1 protein-coding gene (running past one end of the window) is annotated in these 18,485 nt (G+C 68.6%); it reads right to left on the bottom strand.

From position 1 onward, the window contains the following. Positions 1-18,485 carry the beginning of a scabin-related ADP-ribosyltransferase gene (locus AC07FN_RS11545; RefSeq protein ID WP_478395562.1) on the bottom strand. It extends 31,570 nt beyond the left edge of the window, so only the first 18,485 of its 50,055 coding nucleotides appear in the window; its start codon is at positions 18,483-18,485; its stop codon lies beyond the left edge, outside the window.

Here is an 18,485-nt window from a genome sequence, read left to right as displayed (position 1 = left end):
TGATCACCCGACTCGTTCGCCGCCCGCTGATACCCCTCCCGCACGACATGCGCCAACACAGGCACCAACCCACGAAACAGAACCCGTGACGAGCCCTCATGCACCAGCCCAGCCAGCTCAGGCGTCCCCCTCAACAACGCCAGCGCCGACTGCGAGCCCGCGTACGCTCGCTTGGCAATCTCCACAAGATTGCCCCAGTCCCCGGGGTACTCCTCGCGGAAAGCCGCCGCCGCCGGGCTGATATACCCGAAATTCTTCGCGGTGATCAGACGGTTCGCGGCAACCAGCCTGTTGCCATACTCCCACTGCTCGGCCGCGGGGAGCCGCGCCCGCCGTTCGGCCTCGTCAGAGCTGACCCGGGCCAGCTGCGCCTCCAACGCCGCACCCCTCCACCCCGCCATCACGGGCACCACGGGGACGGAGGGCTGATGAGCCGCGTCGCCGGGGCCGGCGCCGCCCCTCAGCTTCTCCAGCTCCCTGCGCACCACCCACCCCGGATTCTCGGTGCGCAGAACGCGTCCGAGTTCAGCGGCGAACCGCTTCAGACGAGGCTCATTCCACCCGCGAGGGAGGTTCGCGCGCTGCTCGGCAACGAGGCGAGACACCGTGTTGAACGGGAAACCCCAGCCGACTTCACCGTCGAGATCGACCACATCAGGGTTAACCGGGGTGTCAAACAGGTTGGTTTCGCTGACGATTCGCTGCGCGGCCTTCAGGTCGTTGTAATGCGGCCTCAGATTCCTCGCCGCATCAAAGATCTGGGCTTCACTCGTCAACTTCTCCCGACCAGCGCCGCGGTCAACGGCAAACGGCTGATCAGACGCGGTCCTCGACTCAGCCCGGAGTGCCCCCAGCCCACGCGCGATCCTCGTGGCGATCTCGAGGACGGCATCGCGGTTCAGCTCGCGGTTGCCCAGCAGCGTGCTGATCTCGCCGATAGCGGCGACGTAATGCCTCCGTCGGCTCTCCAACTGGTCGACGTCGCTGACCTCGCTGAGCAGGTCGCGGGCGGTCTGGATCCGGTCCAGCAGGGGGCCGACCTCATCCGGGCCCGGCTGGGACCTGACGAACTCACCGACCTGCTCAGCAGTAACAGCGTCTTCCTCCACGCCCACCCGATCCGCAACCAGCGAACGAAGCACACGCGAGGCATGCAGCGCCGAACCCTCCCGGCCGCGTTCCAGCTCCCGTTCACCGGCGCCCTCCGTTACCTTCGGGGTGGGCGCCGGTTCGATGGCGTCCGGGCGGCCGGTGCTGGGGATGGGTGCCGCCGGCAGGTCCAGATCCTGGCGGATGTTCCTGGCGCGATCGAGCGCCGCGCCCTCGCCCCGGGTCACCAGGTCGAAGGCGATGACGTCGCGCAGATCGTTGCGCAGGCCGCGGCCGAGGTGCCGCGCTTGCTCCGAGCGAAGGTTCATCTCGCGCTTGGCGATCGCGTCGGCGCGTTCCCGCTGCGTGTGTTTGCCGACCTCGTCGCCGGGGTAGATCGCGTCGAGCAGGTTGCGCACCTGCTGCCCGCGCCAGTTGAGCTGGATGGCGTTGGTCAGCGCATCGCGCAGTCGCTGCTCGGTGAAGCCGGCGTCCTGGGCGAAGGTGTACGTGGCAGGCCGCAGGGCCGCCGGCAGGCCGGCGAGATAGCCGACCACCTGGTTCATGGTCACACCGGGCCCGATGTCCAGGTTGCGGCCCCTGGTCAGGTCGTCCTGAGGCAACGCGGGCCGCGCCGGCTCGTACGGCTGGCCCTCGCCATGCATGAACGCTCCGGTTCGCCCGGGAGTGCTGCCGACTACGACCCCCCTGGGCACCGCGACGGATTCCTGCCACAGCTGGCCCAGGTCGGTCATGCCGAGGCGCAGTGCGAGATCACCGGTCACCATGACGATGCTGTCGTCGTGCGCGTCCACCTGCGTCACACTGCGCTGGAGGCGGGTCTTCACCGACAGGAAGTACTGCCAGCTACCGCGGAATATGTACTTATCGTCGTTGTAGACGTTGTTCTTCGCCCAGTTCGTCGCCCCCCGATCAGACACGAAATGCGTGTCGTGCTCGGCGAGCACGTTGCCCTCCGGGATTACCCGGGCATTCGGGTTGATGCCACCCTCACCCTCCGCACGGACGCCCATTCCCTCGCCGCGCAACCCCGCCGCCGCGCCCACCGCCGTGGCCTCGGACTCGCCGAACCGTTTGCTGAACTGGTCGATCGTGGCCAGCGTCGCGCCCGCCTCCGGCGGCACCTTCTTCAGCAGCGTGAACTCGGCAGGAATGGGCTTGGCGTGGGCACTGACGTTCATCCGGCTCTTGCGGAAACCCCGTCGCACCACAACCTTCTCGGCCCCGTAGCGGTCCTTGCTGTGAGCCATGGCGTGCATACCGCCGCGTACCGTGCTGCCGCGCGAGAGCATGTCCAGCACGAGCCGGCCGGCACTGCCTTCCTCGGTGTAGCGCGACTCCTTGGCCGCCGCGTTCTCCAGGTCCGTTGCCGTGACCGCGCCCGGCGGCAGCGGAGCATTTCCCAGCTGAGCCTTCAACACCGACTCGAACGCCTTGGAGGTGTACTCGCCGATGGCCATGGTTTGGAGGCCGTCGCCGACCGCCAAGACGGGGCTCGCCCCGTCCGGCAGCGTGGCGTGGACGGTCACCGTGGGCCCTTGTGCCGGGCGCTGCAGCGCCGGAGCGAACCCGGCTTGTGGCGAAATCAGCCCCACCTTCCCGAGCACGGTCGCCGGCACCGACACCGCGGCGCTGCCCCCGCCCTCCGGCGGCGGCGACTTCTTCCGCAGCTTCACCGGACCCTGCGGCCGACCGTCCCGCAGCGGCAGCACGTCCTTGTCAACCACATGACCCAGCGTGACCGCCTTGAGCAAGAAGCTGGGCTTTTCGTGCCGCGAGAACTCCAGCGTGTACTTCACCTTCACGTCGGTGCGGGCGACGAGGCTTTGCGAGGTGCTGACGCCGCGCTCCTCCTTGTTGCTGCCGTCCAGGATGGTCACCTTCGTCTTCTCGCGAACCGCCACGAGTCCGGTGCTGGCCCCGCCGAACGTGTCCGTCCCCCCGCCTGGACGCGGTTCGGCGTGCGCGCCGCCGACCTGGGGACCGCCGCCGAACACCAGGGTCCTCGCCTTGGTCAGCGACGTGAGCACGATCGAGAAGGCGAGGGAGGCCATCGACGTCGGCATCACCGGGGAACGCCGCACCGGCGTCTCGTCCTCGTGGTCCGACCTTTCCGCGGAGATCCGCACGTTGACCACTTCGTGGAACCCGAACAGCCGCCGCCAGCCCTTGCTCGCCGGATTGACGATCGACAGCACCGCGCCCTGCTCCGTCGTCCTGCCGGCCAGGGCGTCGCTCAACGTGACATGCCCGTCCGGTTCAGCCAGCACTTCCTCGATCGGCTGCAGGATCTTGTCGCGGAACTCGGCATCGGTCACCTGCAGGAAATCGAGGGCCCGCTCGGCCTCGGCAAGGGGCTGCCGCCCGTGTACTTCGGACGACTCCACCACCGTCCCGTTGTGCGAACGGTAGTCTTCCGGGTTCTCCGGCAGCAGGGTCTGTACCGGGGACGCCTCGATCCAACGACGAACCGACGACTCCGACACCGACAGGTCGTGATCATCACGCAGCCGCTGCACGATCGTCGCGACCGTCACACCGGCGTCAATCCACTCCTTGATCCGAGCCCGATGAGGCTCGAGCTCCGCTTCCGCCGTCTCCTGGGCATCCGCCTGCTCCTGCCGGTGCTTCTCCAGCTCCTTGAGCAGCTCGGGCGGCACCTCCTCGCCGTCCGCCTCGTACAAGCTGATGGCGTCCTCCAGCGGCATCACTATCACCGCGGCGTTGGGCACCACCGAGACCGCCGGACCCCCTGGCAGCCGGCTGTTGATCAACCAGTTGACCGCGCGGCTGGACGTCTCGTAGGTCGTCTTCCGGTCGACGACGAAGACCGCCGTGGGACCGGAGTACGGGAGCACCTGCAACGGGCCCGGAGCCTTCAGCACGGTCTTTCCGAGGTTCAGGTTGTACAGCCCCAGCAGGTTGCCCAGCACCCGCCCAGCGCTGCCGGGCATAACGCTGATCAGCGACAGCAGGATCCGCACGCCCAGTTGGTATCCCCGAGAACGCGACCTGACCATCAGCGGCAACTGGCTGGCATAGCGGTACAACTCGGGGGAGTCCTTGGCGCTCTGCGCGCTCAGCAGCCGGTAGTTGCCGAACTCGCTGGTGTGGACTTTCTTGGTGAGCAGCCGCGACCACAGGCCGCCGGTCGCCAGCTCGGGCACCTCCTGCTTCCGGCCACTGAGCGCGAGGTCGGCGTCCACTCGATGAGCGCCGTAGCTATCGAACGTGTCGACCAGTCGGCCAACCGCGTCGCCGGATCCCTTGTGCGGAGGTGCCTCGTACCGGTACTCCGTCGTCGTCCCGTCGGGCAAGACCTCGGTGAAGGCCTTCAGCCCCTCGGGGCTCGACCACGTCTTGAACAGCCGTGGCGGCTTGTGCTGGGGCGCATCCGGCCGTCCACCGTCGGCGGGAACCAGCGAACGAGCACCCGACAGCTCCGCGGCAGCCCGGTCGGCGGGGCTGACCCGCACCGTCTGCGGGTACGCGAAGTTCCCCACCTTCTTGGGTTCGAGCCTGCGGAAGGTGACACCGTCCGGCAGCGACCCGAGATACGTCCGCTCCTCGACCTCACTGGCGGGCAACGGCTTGGCCGCCCAGGCGAGCTTGCTCTCCGGCACCGCCAGCAGGACCGCGTTTTCGATGCGCTCGCTGAATACTCCCTGCCGCGGCGACGGCACGGCTTGCGGCTCGGGCGGAAGCTTATTGCCGGACTCGTCCTTGCGCAGCACCTTCCGGAACGCCTTCGGCCTGGACAACGACCGCGAGCCCGGGGAACCGGACGCATCGCCGGGCTCCGCACGCTCCGTCTCATGTGGATACAGCGAGTCACCGGGCGTGAGGCCCGCCAGCTGCGCGTCAGCGGCCGTCGGCGCGGCCCGGCGACCACGCACGTCCGAGCCGATCATCGTGCCACCGGCCAGCAAACTCTGCGCCAAGTTCGGCAGCTGCCAGGAGGTGTGTACGCCCGCGACCCGCGCGTTCGCGTAGGCCTCGACGAGGTTCTCCGCGGTGTACCCACGTGCGTTCTCCGTCGCCCAGCCCTGCATGTTGGTGCGCCGCACGTTGAAACCGGCGCTGACGCCCATGCTCGGCATGTTCCAGGAGCTCGGCTTGCCCCTCAGGAACGAGAAGAGCCCGAAGACGAACCGCAAGAACCGGTTGGCAGAACTCACGCGGGCACGCAGGTTCAGGCGGTTGTCCTCCTTGGTCCTCGAGCGCTCGGACGACGGCTGGAAACTGTTGGGCACCTCCGCCTCGATGCGCACCGCGACCCGGTGTGCCCTGCCGTCGGCCTCCACCCAGCTGAACGCGAACTCACCGGCCGTCGCACTGCGCATCGCCTCGGTGGCCTTCGCCGCGGCAAGCTCGCCCCGGCCGGCGTCGGGGTGCCCGCCAAGGGCTTCCCACAAGGCGGCCTTGCCCTGTGGGCCAAGTGCAAATCTCTCGGAGACCATCTCGGCGAACTCGCGGACCTTCGGCTCGGGCACCTCCTTCACTTCTTCCGGCGCCACCAGGAAGGCGGGGGCACGGCGCTCGGGCGGCACCTCGATGTCCTTCGACTGCGTCAAATGGCGGGGAACAGGCAAGCCGGCACGGATGGCCACGTGCGCCGGCATCGCTACCCGGTGGCCACCCACCTCGTAGACCAGCCGGTCGTAGAGCGCCTTAACCTTGTTCTCCAGGTAGATCATCGAGAAGGGGCCGTTGTGGGTACCGAACCCGCCTTCCACGTTGAGCCCGCCCATTAGCCCGGTCACGAGCCCCAGCATCTCGCCGGCGGCCAAGCCGCCACCGGCGGCGAGCTCGACGCCTTCGAGCTGAGACGCGTTGAACTCGATCTTGTGCTCCTCGCCCCGACCCGCCGGGGTCGAGCCGACAAGGCGAACCCGCGCCCCGGCGGTGATCGCCTCGGTGATCCCCTTCGGTAGCCGAATGCCGTTCCCGGCGAGGCGGTCAACGACCTCCGGCGTCAGCTCGGCGGTGTCCTCATCCTCGGCTGCTTTGACCGGCGTAATGCTCGCCACGCGCAGGCCCGCATCCAGGATCGCCACCGCGGGTCGCCGCCCCTCGGCGCCGGACCCGACCCGGACGGTCATCGTTGCCGGGATGGCCGGGCGGCCGCCGTCACCCTCCATGACCAGGTTGATTTCGGTGTAGTCGAGATCATGGCGCGAGTCCACCGCCGGTCCGACCCACACCAGGGGACGGACGTACGCGTCGGAGTTAGAGATCGGCTCGATCGTCCCCAGCGGGATCCGCAAGACCGCCCTGGCCGATGCCTCCTGAGTGTCGAAGTCACGGTCCTCCGTGCCGCTCGACTTGACCGTGACGGGTGCCAGCTTGGACGGCACGGCACTACCCGGCGGCCGGTGCAGCTCGACCTGCACCGGGACCAGGATCCGGTCACCCGCGGCGGTCTGGATCGGCAGCTCCCGGTTGGTGAATGCCTCGGCGAGCTCGACCAGGCTCATCTCGCGGATCTGCGACTCGATGGCCGCACGGCCCTCTCCGCTGTGCTCGGCCACCGCGTCGACCAGCGACGAGACGCCCTTGAGGCTCTCGATGGTCAGCGTTGAACTCATGGCGAGCAACTGGAGCTCGGCTGCCTGCTCGACCATCGCAGCGGTGGCGTCGGCAACGGTCTGGTACTTCTCGATGGCCGCGTTCAGCGTCTCGTACTGCTCGCGCAACTCCGAGCCGAGGGCCTCGGCCTCGCCGTGCAGGAGCTCCGACTGGTCAGCCGCTGCGGCGATCCGGTTGTCCCGCTCGGTCATATCGTCGAGGTCCCGCGAGAGCAGCGACTCGGCTTCCCGTCGCTGCTCCCCGTCGAGACCAGGGGAGGTGAGCTTCTCGATAGCCTGCGCGGCTTCGGCGATCTTGGCACGGTAGGTCTGCGCGGCCTCGCGCGCGTCGGCTTCGACGCGGCTCGCCTCCTGGGACCTGGCGTGGACCCCGTCCACCAGGCGCTCGGCCTTGCCGCGGACGGTCTCGATCCGGTCGATGAGCTCGGCACGGGCTTCTCGCAGCTGTGCAAGCCCGGCGTCGGTCGCCTGCCACGAGAGGTGAGTGGCGGACACAACGTCCGAGGCTTCCCGCACGAGTCGCTCCGCCCGCTCCACCGCCGCCGCGGACCGGGCAAGACGCTCGTCCGAGTCCTGTCGTGGCGGCAGAGTGCCCGCAGGGGTCTGATCGATCTCACGAAGCAGGTCAGCGTGCCGGCCCCGCTCAACGTCCAGGTTGGCCGCCGCGTCGGTCAGCCGCTGCTGAGCCTGGTCCCAGGCCGTCCGAGTCGCACGCGCGCTGGCTTCCGCTGTGTCTTCGGCCCTGTCGAGCGACGCGGGGTCGATTTCTCGCAGGTCACCGTCGATCTCCGCGAACAGGTCGGCGGACCGGTCGGCCTCCGCCTTGACCTCCTCCACCCGGGCGCCGGTGACTTGCCGGCGATGCAACGGGGTGAAGCTACGGACGAGACCGCTGTCGTTGGCGATCCACCTGGCGGCCTGCACCACGGACATGTCGTTGGCCGCCGCCTCCGTCTCCACGACAGAGGCCACCGCCTCCGGATCCAGCTCGTGCAGTTCGAGCAGGTACGGGTCGAACAAGGCCTCCACCGCAGTCATGGTGCGGACCTCGACTGCAGGCCTCTCGCCGCTGGCGTGGATTTCGTCGCTGAGCACCTGGCGGGTGAACAGACGCCGATTCGGGCCAGGCTCACCGTCAGCGGATGAGGATGGCTCGGGCGCAGCGGTCTTGAAGGACCGGATGATGTTGTCCACCACAAACCACGAGCTGACGTTGTTGTCGCTCATCTCGACGATGCGGTCGGCCACCCGGATCACGTGGTCCGGGTCGAGGCCCTGTTCAAGCAGCCACTCCCGATCTTCCGCGGCGATCGACGGCCGGAAGTCCTGCGGAATGTCGACAAGCTCTGGCGCGTGCGCGAGCTCGCGGGCGAAGCGTGCGCGTGTCCACGCTTCGACGCCCATCACCAGCGCCATCAGCCGCGCGAAGCTAGTGTCCGGCCCGCTCCTGAGCTGGACCTGCTCAACGACCCGTTCCATGTCGTCGAGGTTGATGCTGTCCTCGTGGAGCAGCTGCATATCGACGGCTCGCAACACCTCGGCGTCGGTGTCCGAGCTGACCGAAGCCAGCGACGGCGCCTCCGCCAGGACCTCGTCGAACTGCGGCCGGTTCCCCCCGCCCAACCGGAGCTCCCGGGAGATGTTCTCCGCGATGCGCCCGACGGGCACCTCGCGGCCTTCCTGCTCCCAGACCGCCTGCACGACAGCGGCGACATCGGTGAACCCGAACTTGGCACCGAACAGTGCGGCGGTTCCGACATGCCACTCGACGATCCCGCGCAGCTCAGGATCGAGATCGGCCTCTGCCGGCGCTGCGGCGCGCACCTGCTCGAACTTCTCCCAGGTCCATTTCTCCGTGCCGAGCGCGCGGGCGACGTGCCTGGACAACGCTTCCGGTTCGACTACATCGGCGCTGGCGTCAATGGCGTTCTGCAGCGCCGTGGCCACGTCGTCCTGCGAATATCGGCGGCGGGCCAGCAGCGCCGGGCTGTGCTGATTCGCTGCCTCCCGCACGGCCGGATCGACCGCGTCACGGAGGAGGCGCTGCTCGCGGAACGCATCGAATTTCTTGCCCGACCACGGATCCGTTCTCGTTTCCACGGCCAGGTAGCCGGCGATTTGGTCCAGGCTGAGACGACCCTCGGCCTGGTGTTCGAGGTGATTGACCAGCCAGGCGATCTGTTCGGGGGCGTAACCGTTGCGGGCGAGTTCGACGCTGCTGAAGTACATGACCACCGAGCCGGGCATGACCTGCCCCGGCGACGCGCCAGCTTCGGCGCGAAGAGCGTCGACCATGCCCGGACTCAGCGGCTCGATGCCGAGCCGCCGCACCAACGCTGTGGCAACCACAGCTTCTTCGATGGTGTTCCCGCTGCTTGCCCTGATCGCCGCAGTCACCTGCGCGATGTCAAACACGTTGTAGCCATGCACCTGGGTGCGCAGGTAACTGCTGTTCGTGACGACGGCCGCGAATGCGGGGGCGGGATCGGCGCGCAAGCCGGCCGCCGCCAGCACGACATGCCGCGGCTCCCAGCGCAGAGCCGGCACGCTACCGATCTGGGCGGCCAAAGCCTCGCCCTCGCCGAGACTGGCCACACCGGGCCCGCCCGCCTGGTGCATCCGCCACGCGAGAACGTCGCGAGCCGCCTCCACCGGTGAACGGCTGAGCTGCTGGAAACCACTGATCCTCGGCAACGGATTGATCGACGACAACGCCAGATCCAGCGCCGGCTCCCGCAGCCGCGACACGTACTCGGGGTCGCCCAGTTTTTCCAGCGCCATCGACGCCACGTACCCCTCGACATCGAGGCGGTCCTGCGTCCACTCAAGCGCCATGCTGCCGCGGTCCGCGGCGATCTCGTCCGCCACCTGCAACCCGGCAGCCCAACCCCCGCTGCTCGTCGCGGTGGCGATCATCGTCCTGATAGCCCCGGCCAGCTCGTCGTCACGCTTGTCGGCATCACTGATCTCACCCGCGTCGAACGCCGCGGCGATCAGCTTGTCCGCGCTACGCAACGCTTCCTCGCTCGGGGGCTGCTGGATCGCGGCCTCCGCCTTCAGCCGCTCCTCCGGCCATGCCGCCCGCAGGTCAGACTCCGCGCCGAACCAGGCCCTCGCCTGCCTTATCGTCTCGTCGCCGGTCGCTGGGTCCATCCGGTCCGCAGCAACCAGCGGAGCCAACCACTCCCGCTGCGCGGGGCTCAACAACGGGGCCGACTCGGCCAGCACCCCCATCGCCTCCGCTACCAGGTCATCCCGACCGGGTAGCTCGCTCAGCGCGACTTCCGCTGCCTCCAACTCGGTGTCGATGGCTTCCCGAAGCTCGGCCAAGACTTCGTCCACCCGCAGGTCCGACTCCGGACCGAACCAGGCCCTCACCCGCTCTGTCGTCTCGTCGCCGGTCGCTGGGTCCATCCGGTCCGCAGCAACCAGCGGAGCCAACCACTCCCGCTGCGCGGGGCTCAACAACGGGGCCGACTCGGCCAGCACCCCCATCGCCTCCACTACCAGGTCATCCCGACCGGGTAGCTCGCTCAGCGCGACTTCCGCTGCCTCCAACTCGGTGTCGATGGCCTCCCGAAGCTCGGCCAACACGTCGTCCACCGTCTGCCGGACATTGGCCCGGCCCGGCGCGTTCTCTGGCGTGGTGGCACCGCCGCGGAGCCCAGGACGGAACCGGTGCTCGAGAGCCGATTCCGGACGCAACGTCCCCGAGATCTGGCTCAGGAGCACCGCGTTGGCGTGCCGCATCTCGACGCTCTCGGCGATCAAAGCGATGGCGGCCCGAGACTTCGCGTCATAGCTGCTGAGGTCGTGGTAGGCAGCGCCGTCGCCGACACCACGGATGTCGACCTCGTCAAAGATCCGTCGCGCCTCCTGCATGGCCGCCGCGTCGAACTCCATCGACTCTGCCAGCGTGGTCATGTCCTCGACGGTCTGCACCACCGCGCCCGAACTCGTGCGCATGGTGTCCAGACGGCTCCCGTCACGGCTCATGCCCATGCCGGCGACGACCGATTCGGCGTCCTGCGCGACCTGGACCCTGTCGCCCTCATTTCGCAGTAGCCACACGACAGCGCTGAGCGCCTCGGGATACCGCAGAGCGTCCCGCTTCAGCCGCTCGAAATCGCTTACGTCGCGCAGGATGTCGAGAGCTGCCGGTACCTCGGCATCGTCCGCGGTCGCCTGCGGTATCCGGCGCACCCGCGACGGTCGCTCAGACCCGCTCCCGGGGGATTCTGGTTGCAGGCTCTCGCGGCCTGCCGCGGGCGGCGATTCAAGCCGGGGCCGCTTCGCCAGCGGCCCCTGCGGCTCTGCGCCCGCCTGCTCACCGGACGGCCTGGGGGAGCCGGGATCGTCGACCTCCACCGCCGGGTGATCCGAAACCTGCGCAGCCGCGACATCCGGGTCAGGTTCCGTCGTCGCGACCGGCGGGCCGTCGTCCTGGAAAAGATCCGGATACTTCTGGCGAAGAACCCATTCCGGGTGGACCGAGCCCATGATGCGGCTAAGCCCTTCGGCATACCGGACCAGAGCCTCAGAATCCTTGCCCAGCTCCGCTTCGGCAGCGATGAGGGTGATGGCGGACTCGGCTTCGTCGACGATGTCGGGATCGGGATCGTCGGGATCACGCAGGTCGATCTCCTCGAACAGCCCCCGCGCGGCCTGCGCGATGCTGCTGTCGACCTCCAGCTCGTCGGCAGCCTCGAGGATGTCCTGGATCGAACGCAGCGTCCCGCTTCCACCTGTCACGGCGGGAGGTTCGCTCGGGTCAAGGGCTTCGATGATGTCCATCGCATCGTCAAGTACGACGGACTCGTCGGGCTCGTTCTTCAGCCGCCATGCGATGGCGTCCAACGCCAACCGGTGACTTTCCGGGTCTCGCTCGTTGGGGTCGCTCACCTCGTCCAGGATGCCGAGAGCCGCCTCGTAAACGTCGTCGTCCGGCTGCACCCGCGGTATCCGGCGCACCGGCCCCGCCGCCTCCGCCCCAGGCATCCCGAAGGATGCAGGAATGTCGAGGGCTTCGATTTCCTCCAGAGCATCGCTGATGCTGAGTCCCGCACCATCGCTGGGGAAAAGGGATGGCGCGAATGGCGGTGACGATACCGGCGGCGGGACAGGCGTCGAACGGGCGCTGTGCCACCTCTCCCGCAGTCGTCCCAGGGCGCCTTCGATGGCCTCCTCTCCGGACTGCCCGGGGTATCGCGCGGCAGGAGTCACGGCCGGTGGCGCGGCCTGCGCCGCGCTGGGGGGCGCTTCCCGTCCAGTGGTGGAGGTCTCGTCCGATGGCAGCTGCCTTGCCTCGCTCAGCACCTCGGCCAGAAACGCGCCGGGAACCAAGCGGTCGGGTGGCATCTGCACCCGATCCAATGCTCGACGCAGTTCCTGTTCGCTCACCTCGTACAGCCGGCCCCGGTTCGTGTCCGGCCATGACAACCGCTCGGCCGTCGGCCGCGCGGTACCGAGCTCACGTCCGATCGCCTGCGAGCTGTTGCGGATTTCCAGGATGCTGGCCGCGTCGATGCCGAGCTCGATGAGCTGTTGAGCAGCAAGCTGGACCAGCGGGGCTTTCAGGTGCAGGTTCGGCGGCTTGTTCTTGAGCTGCTCATCCAGCTTCACCGAGCGGAGCTCTGGTGGCAGGTCCAGGCCATTGCGGGCGACATCGGGCCTCCTGTACGGCCCGGTGAAATGGTGGACGCTGTCGACGATCGCCTGCGCCAGCTGCATCAGATCCTGCGCCAGCGGGCCCGAGATCTGGCGCAGGGCGCGCACCGGCATCGCAGCGGCCTTGCCCACGCTGACGACCCGCTGCGGGGTCCACGCCCGCGACGGCATCGCCCTCGACTTCGCCCCGGACGCGGCCCCGTCGCGCTCCTGCCGGCCGATTCCCAGGTCGCCGACCCACCGCTGGACCACCTCAGACGGTGTCCGCGCCGGATCCTTGCGCACCTCGTTGGCCGCGACGAACGTGAGGTTGCTGGCCGAGATGCCCTGCTCGAGCGCGCTGGGCCCGTCGACCGCTTGCCGCACCGCTTGCCGCACCTGCAGCCAGGTGTCCCAGGTCAGGCCCGAGCGTGCCTGTCGCAGGAGCTCCTCGTCGAAACGCCGCCGAGCGGGCGACGCGGCGGGTTTCGCCGCCTGCTCCGGTGCGGCTTGCCTGCTGCCGGGTTCGGTGAACAAGTCTGGCGGGAAGACCGATCCGTCAGACCGCTTGCCGACCACCAAGATCCTGCTCAGATCACCCAGCATGGCGGGATCGACCGGGTCTCCGTCGGCATGCAACACCGCCACGTTATTGGCATCGCCGGCCGCACCGCCCGGTTGGCGCGCCACGACGTAGGCGTCACGCGATTCGCCGTCCAGCACGATCGCGGTCGCGGCGCCGCCTTCGTCCGCACGCACCGCCTCGATGACGCCGTTCAACGTCCCGCCCATGACGACCGGCGCGGTCCACATGCTCTGGCCAAGCTGAGGCGGCTCATCGCCAGGCTCTGCTCGCTTCTTGCCGATCCGCGCGATGCGCGCCTGGCGGATCTCGTCCTCCCGCACCAAAGCGAGTTCGGCCGCGCCGGACTTCACGAACCGGCGAGCGTCGCCGTACCCGAACAGGCCAAAATGGGCAGGCTTCGGCAGCGCGCTCCGCAGCTCCTCGAACCTCGCCGCCCGATCCTCACTCACCGTGGCGACAGCCTGATCGCCAATGAGCGCCGAACCGTCCGCGTCCATCGCGATGGCGTGGACAAGCTTGTCGGCGCCAATGCGAGCATCGCTGCCGGTCATGTCGTACGACATGCCGTTGTGGTGCCGCTTGACGCGTACGTCGCTGTCACCCACGCGCTGCATGATAAGAGCCTGGTGCCCGGCAGTGTCTACCAGCACCGCGGTCGCACCCTCACCTCGCAGCCTGAGCAGGTCTCGGACCTGGGAGAAAGCACCCGGCCCCCGGCCGACCAGAGTGGGCTTCAGCGTCCATCGCTTGGCCGGATCGTCAGCTGGCAGGTCCCGGACGGCCGCCTGCACATCCTCCATCATCGTCAGGCTCAATGCCGACAGCAGGTCTGCGTCTTCGGTCGGCGGTATATTCGCGTACTCCTCGGCGAGCTGGGAAACCTGCTGGTCCGTCAATACGGCCCGACGGCCGAAGAGCAGCCCGCCGTCAAGCAGGTAGGCCACCCCGAACAGCCGCCCCGCACCATCCAGATCGCCAGGTCGCGCCGCCTGGCCGTCGTGCATGCCGAAAATATGGACGTCGTTGCCACGCCGCACCAGGACGAACCCCTTGCGCGTGTCCGGCGCGAACACCAGCGCCCGCACACCGTCGACGTTTGACCCGTACAGCAACTGTCCGACCCGTCTCATCGCCACCAGGCCGTCACCCAGATAAGCGAGCGGGTAATTGGGCATGCCTGGCCCGCCGGCCCGATCGTTGCGTCCCGGTCCCAACGCCTTTGCCTGGAAGACCAGCGCATTGTCGAACCCGGCGAACATGTCGCGGAATCCAGCCAACGTGTAATTCCGCGCCACGTCGGAGGACGGCCAGGATGCCGTGATCGCGTCGAACAGTGCTTGGTCTTCCTCCGCCAGCGACGGCCCAACGCCTGCCTCCGGCGGCGCGCCACCGGGGAGATTGTTCTGCTCTGCCCGCGCGCGGAGTCCGTCCGCGACCCACCGGGTACGGGTGTCGAGTCCGGCGCTGTGCACCTCGGCGAGCAGGATTCGGTCCACCAGGCCACGAACATCCTCGCCGAGCCGGCCGACGGCGTCCATGTCGAGGATGCGCTGCCGTTCCAGGTATCCCGCCAGCCGCGCTTTCTTGTCGTCCGAATGCGACTCCACCGTCGGCGTATCCGCCACCGCCGTACCCAACGTCTTGATGAAGGTTTCGACCTGCGGGTCGGCGCCCCCGGACCACAAGGCGTTGACGGAACCGTCCATGCTGAGCATGGGATCGGCGAATTCGAGGGGAATCTCCCGGATCTCCCGTACCCCGCCCGTGTCGTCGACTTCGGCGAGGGAGGTCGTATCGGTCCGGTCGGACCCATCGGAGACGGCCGAGACGATCGAAGCCGCATCGGACTCCTCGGCGAGCAGGGCCCGCTCGTCGGAGTACAGGTCATCGGGATCGTCCGAACGGGTCTTCTCGTCAACGACCTCCGCCGCGGTTTTCTCCTCGACGGTCTCCGCCGCGGTCTTCTCGCCGCGGGTCTCCGCCGCGGTCTTCTCCTCTTTCTCCGCAAGCTTCTCCGCCGCGGTTTTCTCGCCGAGGTTCTCTGGCGCGGTCTTCTCGCCGCGGGTCGCCGGCAGATCCTTCCCACCCCAGCGACCAAACCAGTCCCGCGGGTTCCACGAACCCGGATCAGGCCGCACATCCAGCAGTTCGGCCACCAACAACGCGATCTTGGGCGCCCCGCCATCCCGCCGAGGCTGACGAAGCAGCAACTCATACAAACCCAGCAACGTTTCCGGCCCGTACCTACCCGTCAACGCCAACTGATCAACCCGGCCCTGCAGGATCGTGTTCAACCACACGAACGACGTGACCCCGGCGCCGGCCAACCGCAGATCCTTCTTCGGCTTACCCGCATACGCCCGCAACTTCGCCGGCAACGCCTCCGGATCCCCCAACAACCCCGCATACGCCCGCAAATCCGGATCAGCAGCAACCAGCATCGCCAACAACTCACGCCGCGACCCCGGCTTCGAACCCGACCCGGACCCCACACCCGGCCCCGACCCGCGACCACCACCAATCTTCTCCACCCGCGACGACGACTCCACCACCCGCGACGAGTCAGCACCATCGCCGACACCCGCGGCCGCCGTCACCTCCCGCACCCCACCAGAACCCGAACCATCACCGACCCGGCCCGGCATCCCCGGACCCACCGTCCCAGCCCTCAGCGACGGCACACCGCGGCTCGACGACCCCGACCCCGGCCCACCAGACGTGCCCGACCCGCCAGCGGTCCCAGCCGACCCGGCGGACGTCCCACCAGACGTACCCGCACCCGGCCCCACCGGCGCAGAACCCGAGGGGGCCGCCGCTGAAGTGCCCCCGGTAGTACCCGTCGTGGCGGCCGCGGGGATACCCGAGCTAGCCGCCGCAGGAACCTGCGAAACCGGAGCGGTCGCCGGCGCCTGGCCAGACCCCTGCCCCGTCCCCGAACCAGAACCCGACCCGGTACTGGCGGCCGGGGCCTGGATCGGTGCCGGGGTCACGCCGTCGCGATCACCATCGGAGCCGACCGCGGCATGGGAAACGACCGGACCATCAACGTCCCCCGACACCGGCGCGCCGGTGTCATTGGCGGCCGGGACACCAGAAGGAATCCGCGCCGACGTCGACTCGCCACCACCGGACTCACCGGCCGACTCCCGACCACCGCCAGGCGTGCTGGCCGACCCACCGACCCGTTCGCCGCCAGGCGTGCTGGTCGACTCGCGATTACCGCCAGACTCACCGACCCGTTCGCCGCTGGGCTCAACCCCGCGTTCGCCGCCGGGCACGCTGGTCGACCCACCGACCCGCTCACCGCCAGGCTCACCGACCCGTTCGCCACCACCAGACTCACCGGTGAACCCGCGATGACCACCAAGCTCGTCACCGCGTTCGCCAACGCCGGTCGACCCACCGCGTTCGCCACCACCAGACTCACCGGTGAACCCGCGATCACCAGACTCACCAGCCGACTCCCGACCACCACCAGGCACGCCGGTCGACTCACCGACCCGCGCGCCACCAGGCACTTCGCCGCGTTCGCCGCCGGGCACGCCGGCGGGTTCAGACCCGGGCTCCCGCGCGCCATCGGGCTGACCCGCGGACTGACCGGCGGGTTCAGACCCGGGCTCCCGCGCGCCATCGGGCTGACCCGTGGACTGACCGGTGGATTCGGACCCGGGCTCCCGCACGCCATCGGGCTGACCCGTGGACTGACCGGCGGGTTCAGACCCGGGCTCCCGCACGCCATCGGGTTGACCCGTGGACTGACCGGCGGGGTCGGAGGTCGTGTTGGCCTGATTGTGGGTGACAACCTCGCCGGCGTTGGGTGCCGGCCCGGAGTCTGCCCCGTGGGGCTGGGACTGCGCGAAGCCGCCCAACCCGTCGTTCCCGGGGGTCCGGGCAGAGTGCGTAACAACCTCGCCAGGGCCGCGATCACCGGTGACGCCTGACTGCGGAACATCCGGCCCCGACGGGACCAGCCGATGACCTTCCGGCACCCGCTGCTGCCCGCTACCGGACTCTTCCCGGACGGCCTCGGATCGTCCCGGATCACCCGGCGTGGCCGGGACCTGGTCACCCGGCTGCCCCGGCCGCGACGCAACAGCACTTACCGGATCCACAACGGGCTTGGTGTCCGACTCGCCCTCGGCACCGACCCGTTCACCCGGCACACTCCGGCCACCAGAGGTTTCCCCACCCCCAGACACAGCACCAGAACCCTCGGGAACACTGATGTGGCGGGGCTCGCCCACCGAGGCGGGACTGTGCTCGTCGCCGGACTGGTGCTGGCCGTTGCCCGGCAACAGGGCATCCCGGCCCCCACGAGAACCACTGGAGTCGCCCTGACCGGTGGAGTGGGTGGAAATGGCCGGTGGGACGGTGGTTCCCCCGGTGAACGCCCCCAGCCCCGGCCCACCATCGCTGCTGCCACCGCCGGACTCGCTGCCAGCGTCGTCCGCGTCCTCGCCGCCGTAGCCGGACTCGCCGCTGCCACCGCCGGACTCGCTGCTGCCGCTGCTGAACTCGCTGCTCGCGTCGTCGGCGTCCGCCTCCTCGTCGCTGCCGTAGCCGCTGTCGGCATCCTCGTCGCCCGGGACGTGTTTGTTGGCCTCGTGTTCCAACGCCCGCCCGCCGAGACCTTCCCCCACTTTCTCCCCAGCGATCTCAGCCACCGCCGACGCCCCACCGGCGGTGAACGCCGCCGGGTTGAACACGAACTCGCCCTCCATGATCCCGACCGCCACCGTCTCGGTAGCCCCCTCATGCAGGCCCTCACCACCGATCCGCGCCCACGGGTTGTGAAACCACCCATCCACCGCGCCCGGCTCGCCGCCCGCACGCTTCACCCAATCCTTGATCGCACCCTTCAGCTTCGGCAACGCCCCCATCGCCCCGAACGACAACACCGACCCCACCGCAGCGATCACCGCGGCACTCTCGTAATGCTTCCCGTCATGCCCCTCGCGGGTGCCCTCCCCGATCTGGATCTGCTGACCCAGCCACACCACACCAAGCTGCTGCCCGAAACTCATCGCCAACATGCCCAGAATCTGCACCGGAACACGCGGCACACTCGCCATCCGCCGCGCCATCCACGTCACAGCCTTCTCCACAATCACCTTGTGCATGAACGCCTGCGACATAAACCACGTCTGAACACCCGGAACCCAAAACCACTGCACAAGAAACTCAAACTCAACCGCCAGCAACGCCAACTGAATCAACACCACCAGCTTAAGAAACTCCACCTCCATCGCGATCTGGTCCAACGCATCAGCCATCGCATCAAAATGATCGGCCGCCGCATCCAGATAATTCGACGAACCATCCACAAACGGCGCCATCCGCGCCACAAACGCCCGCTCCGACGCCCCCGCAAAACCCGACGACCGAATCCCCTCAACCGCCGCCCGCGCATCCACCCGCAACCGCCGCAACCGAGCCGCATGCGACCGCCACACCACCGCCAACTCCCGCACCTTATCCTCATTAACAGGCGGCGGCTCATCCCCCGTAAGCCACTTGGACAGCTGGCGCTCAAACTCACTGAACATGATCGCCAT

Source organism: Saccharopolyspora sp. NPDC045941, from assembly GCF_056431445.1.
This window is presented reverse-complemented; position numbering and strand designations above follow the sequence as displayed.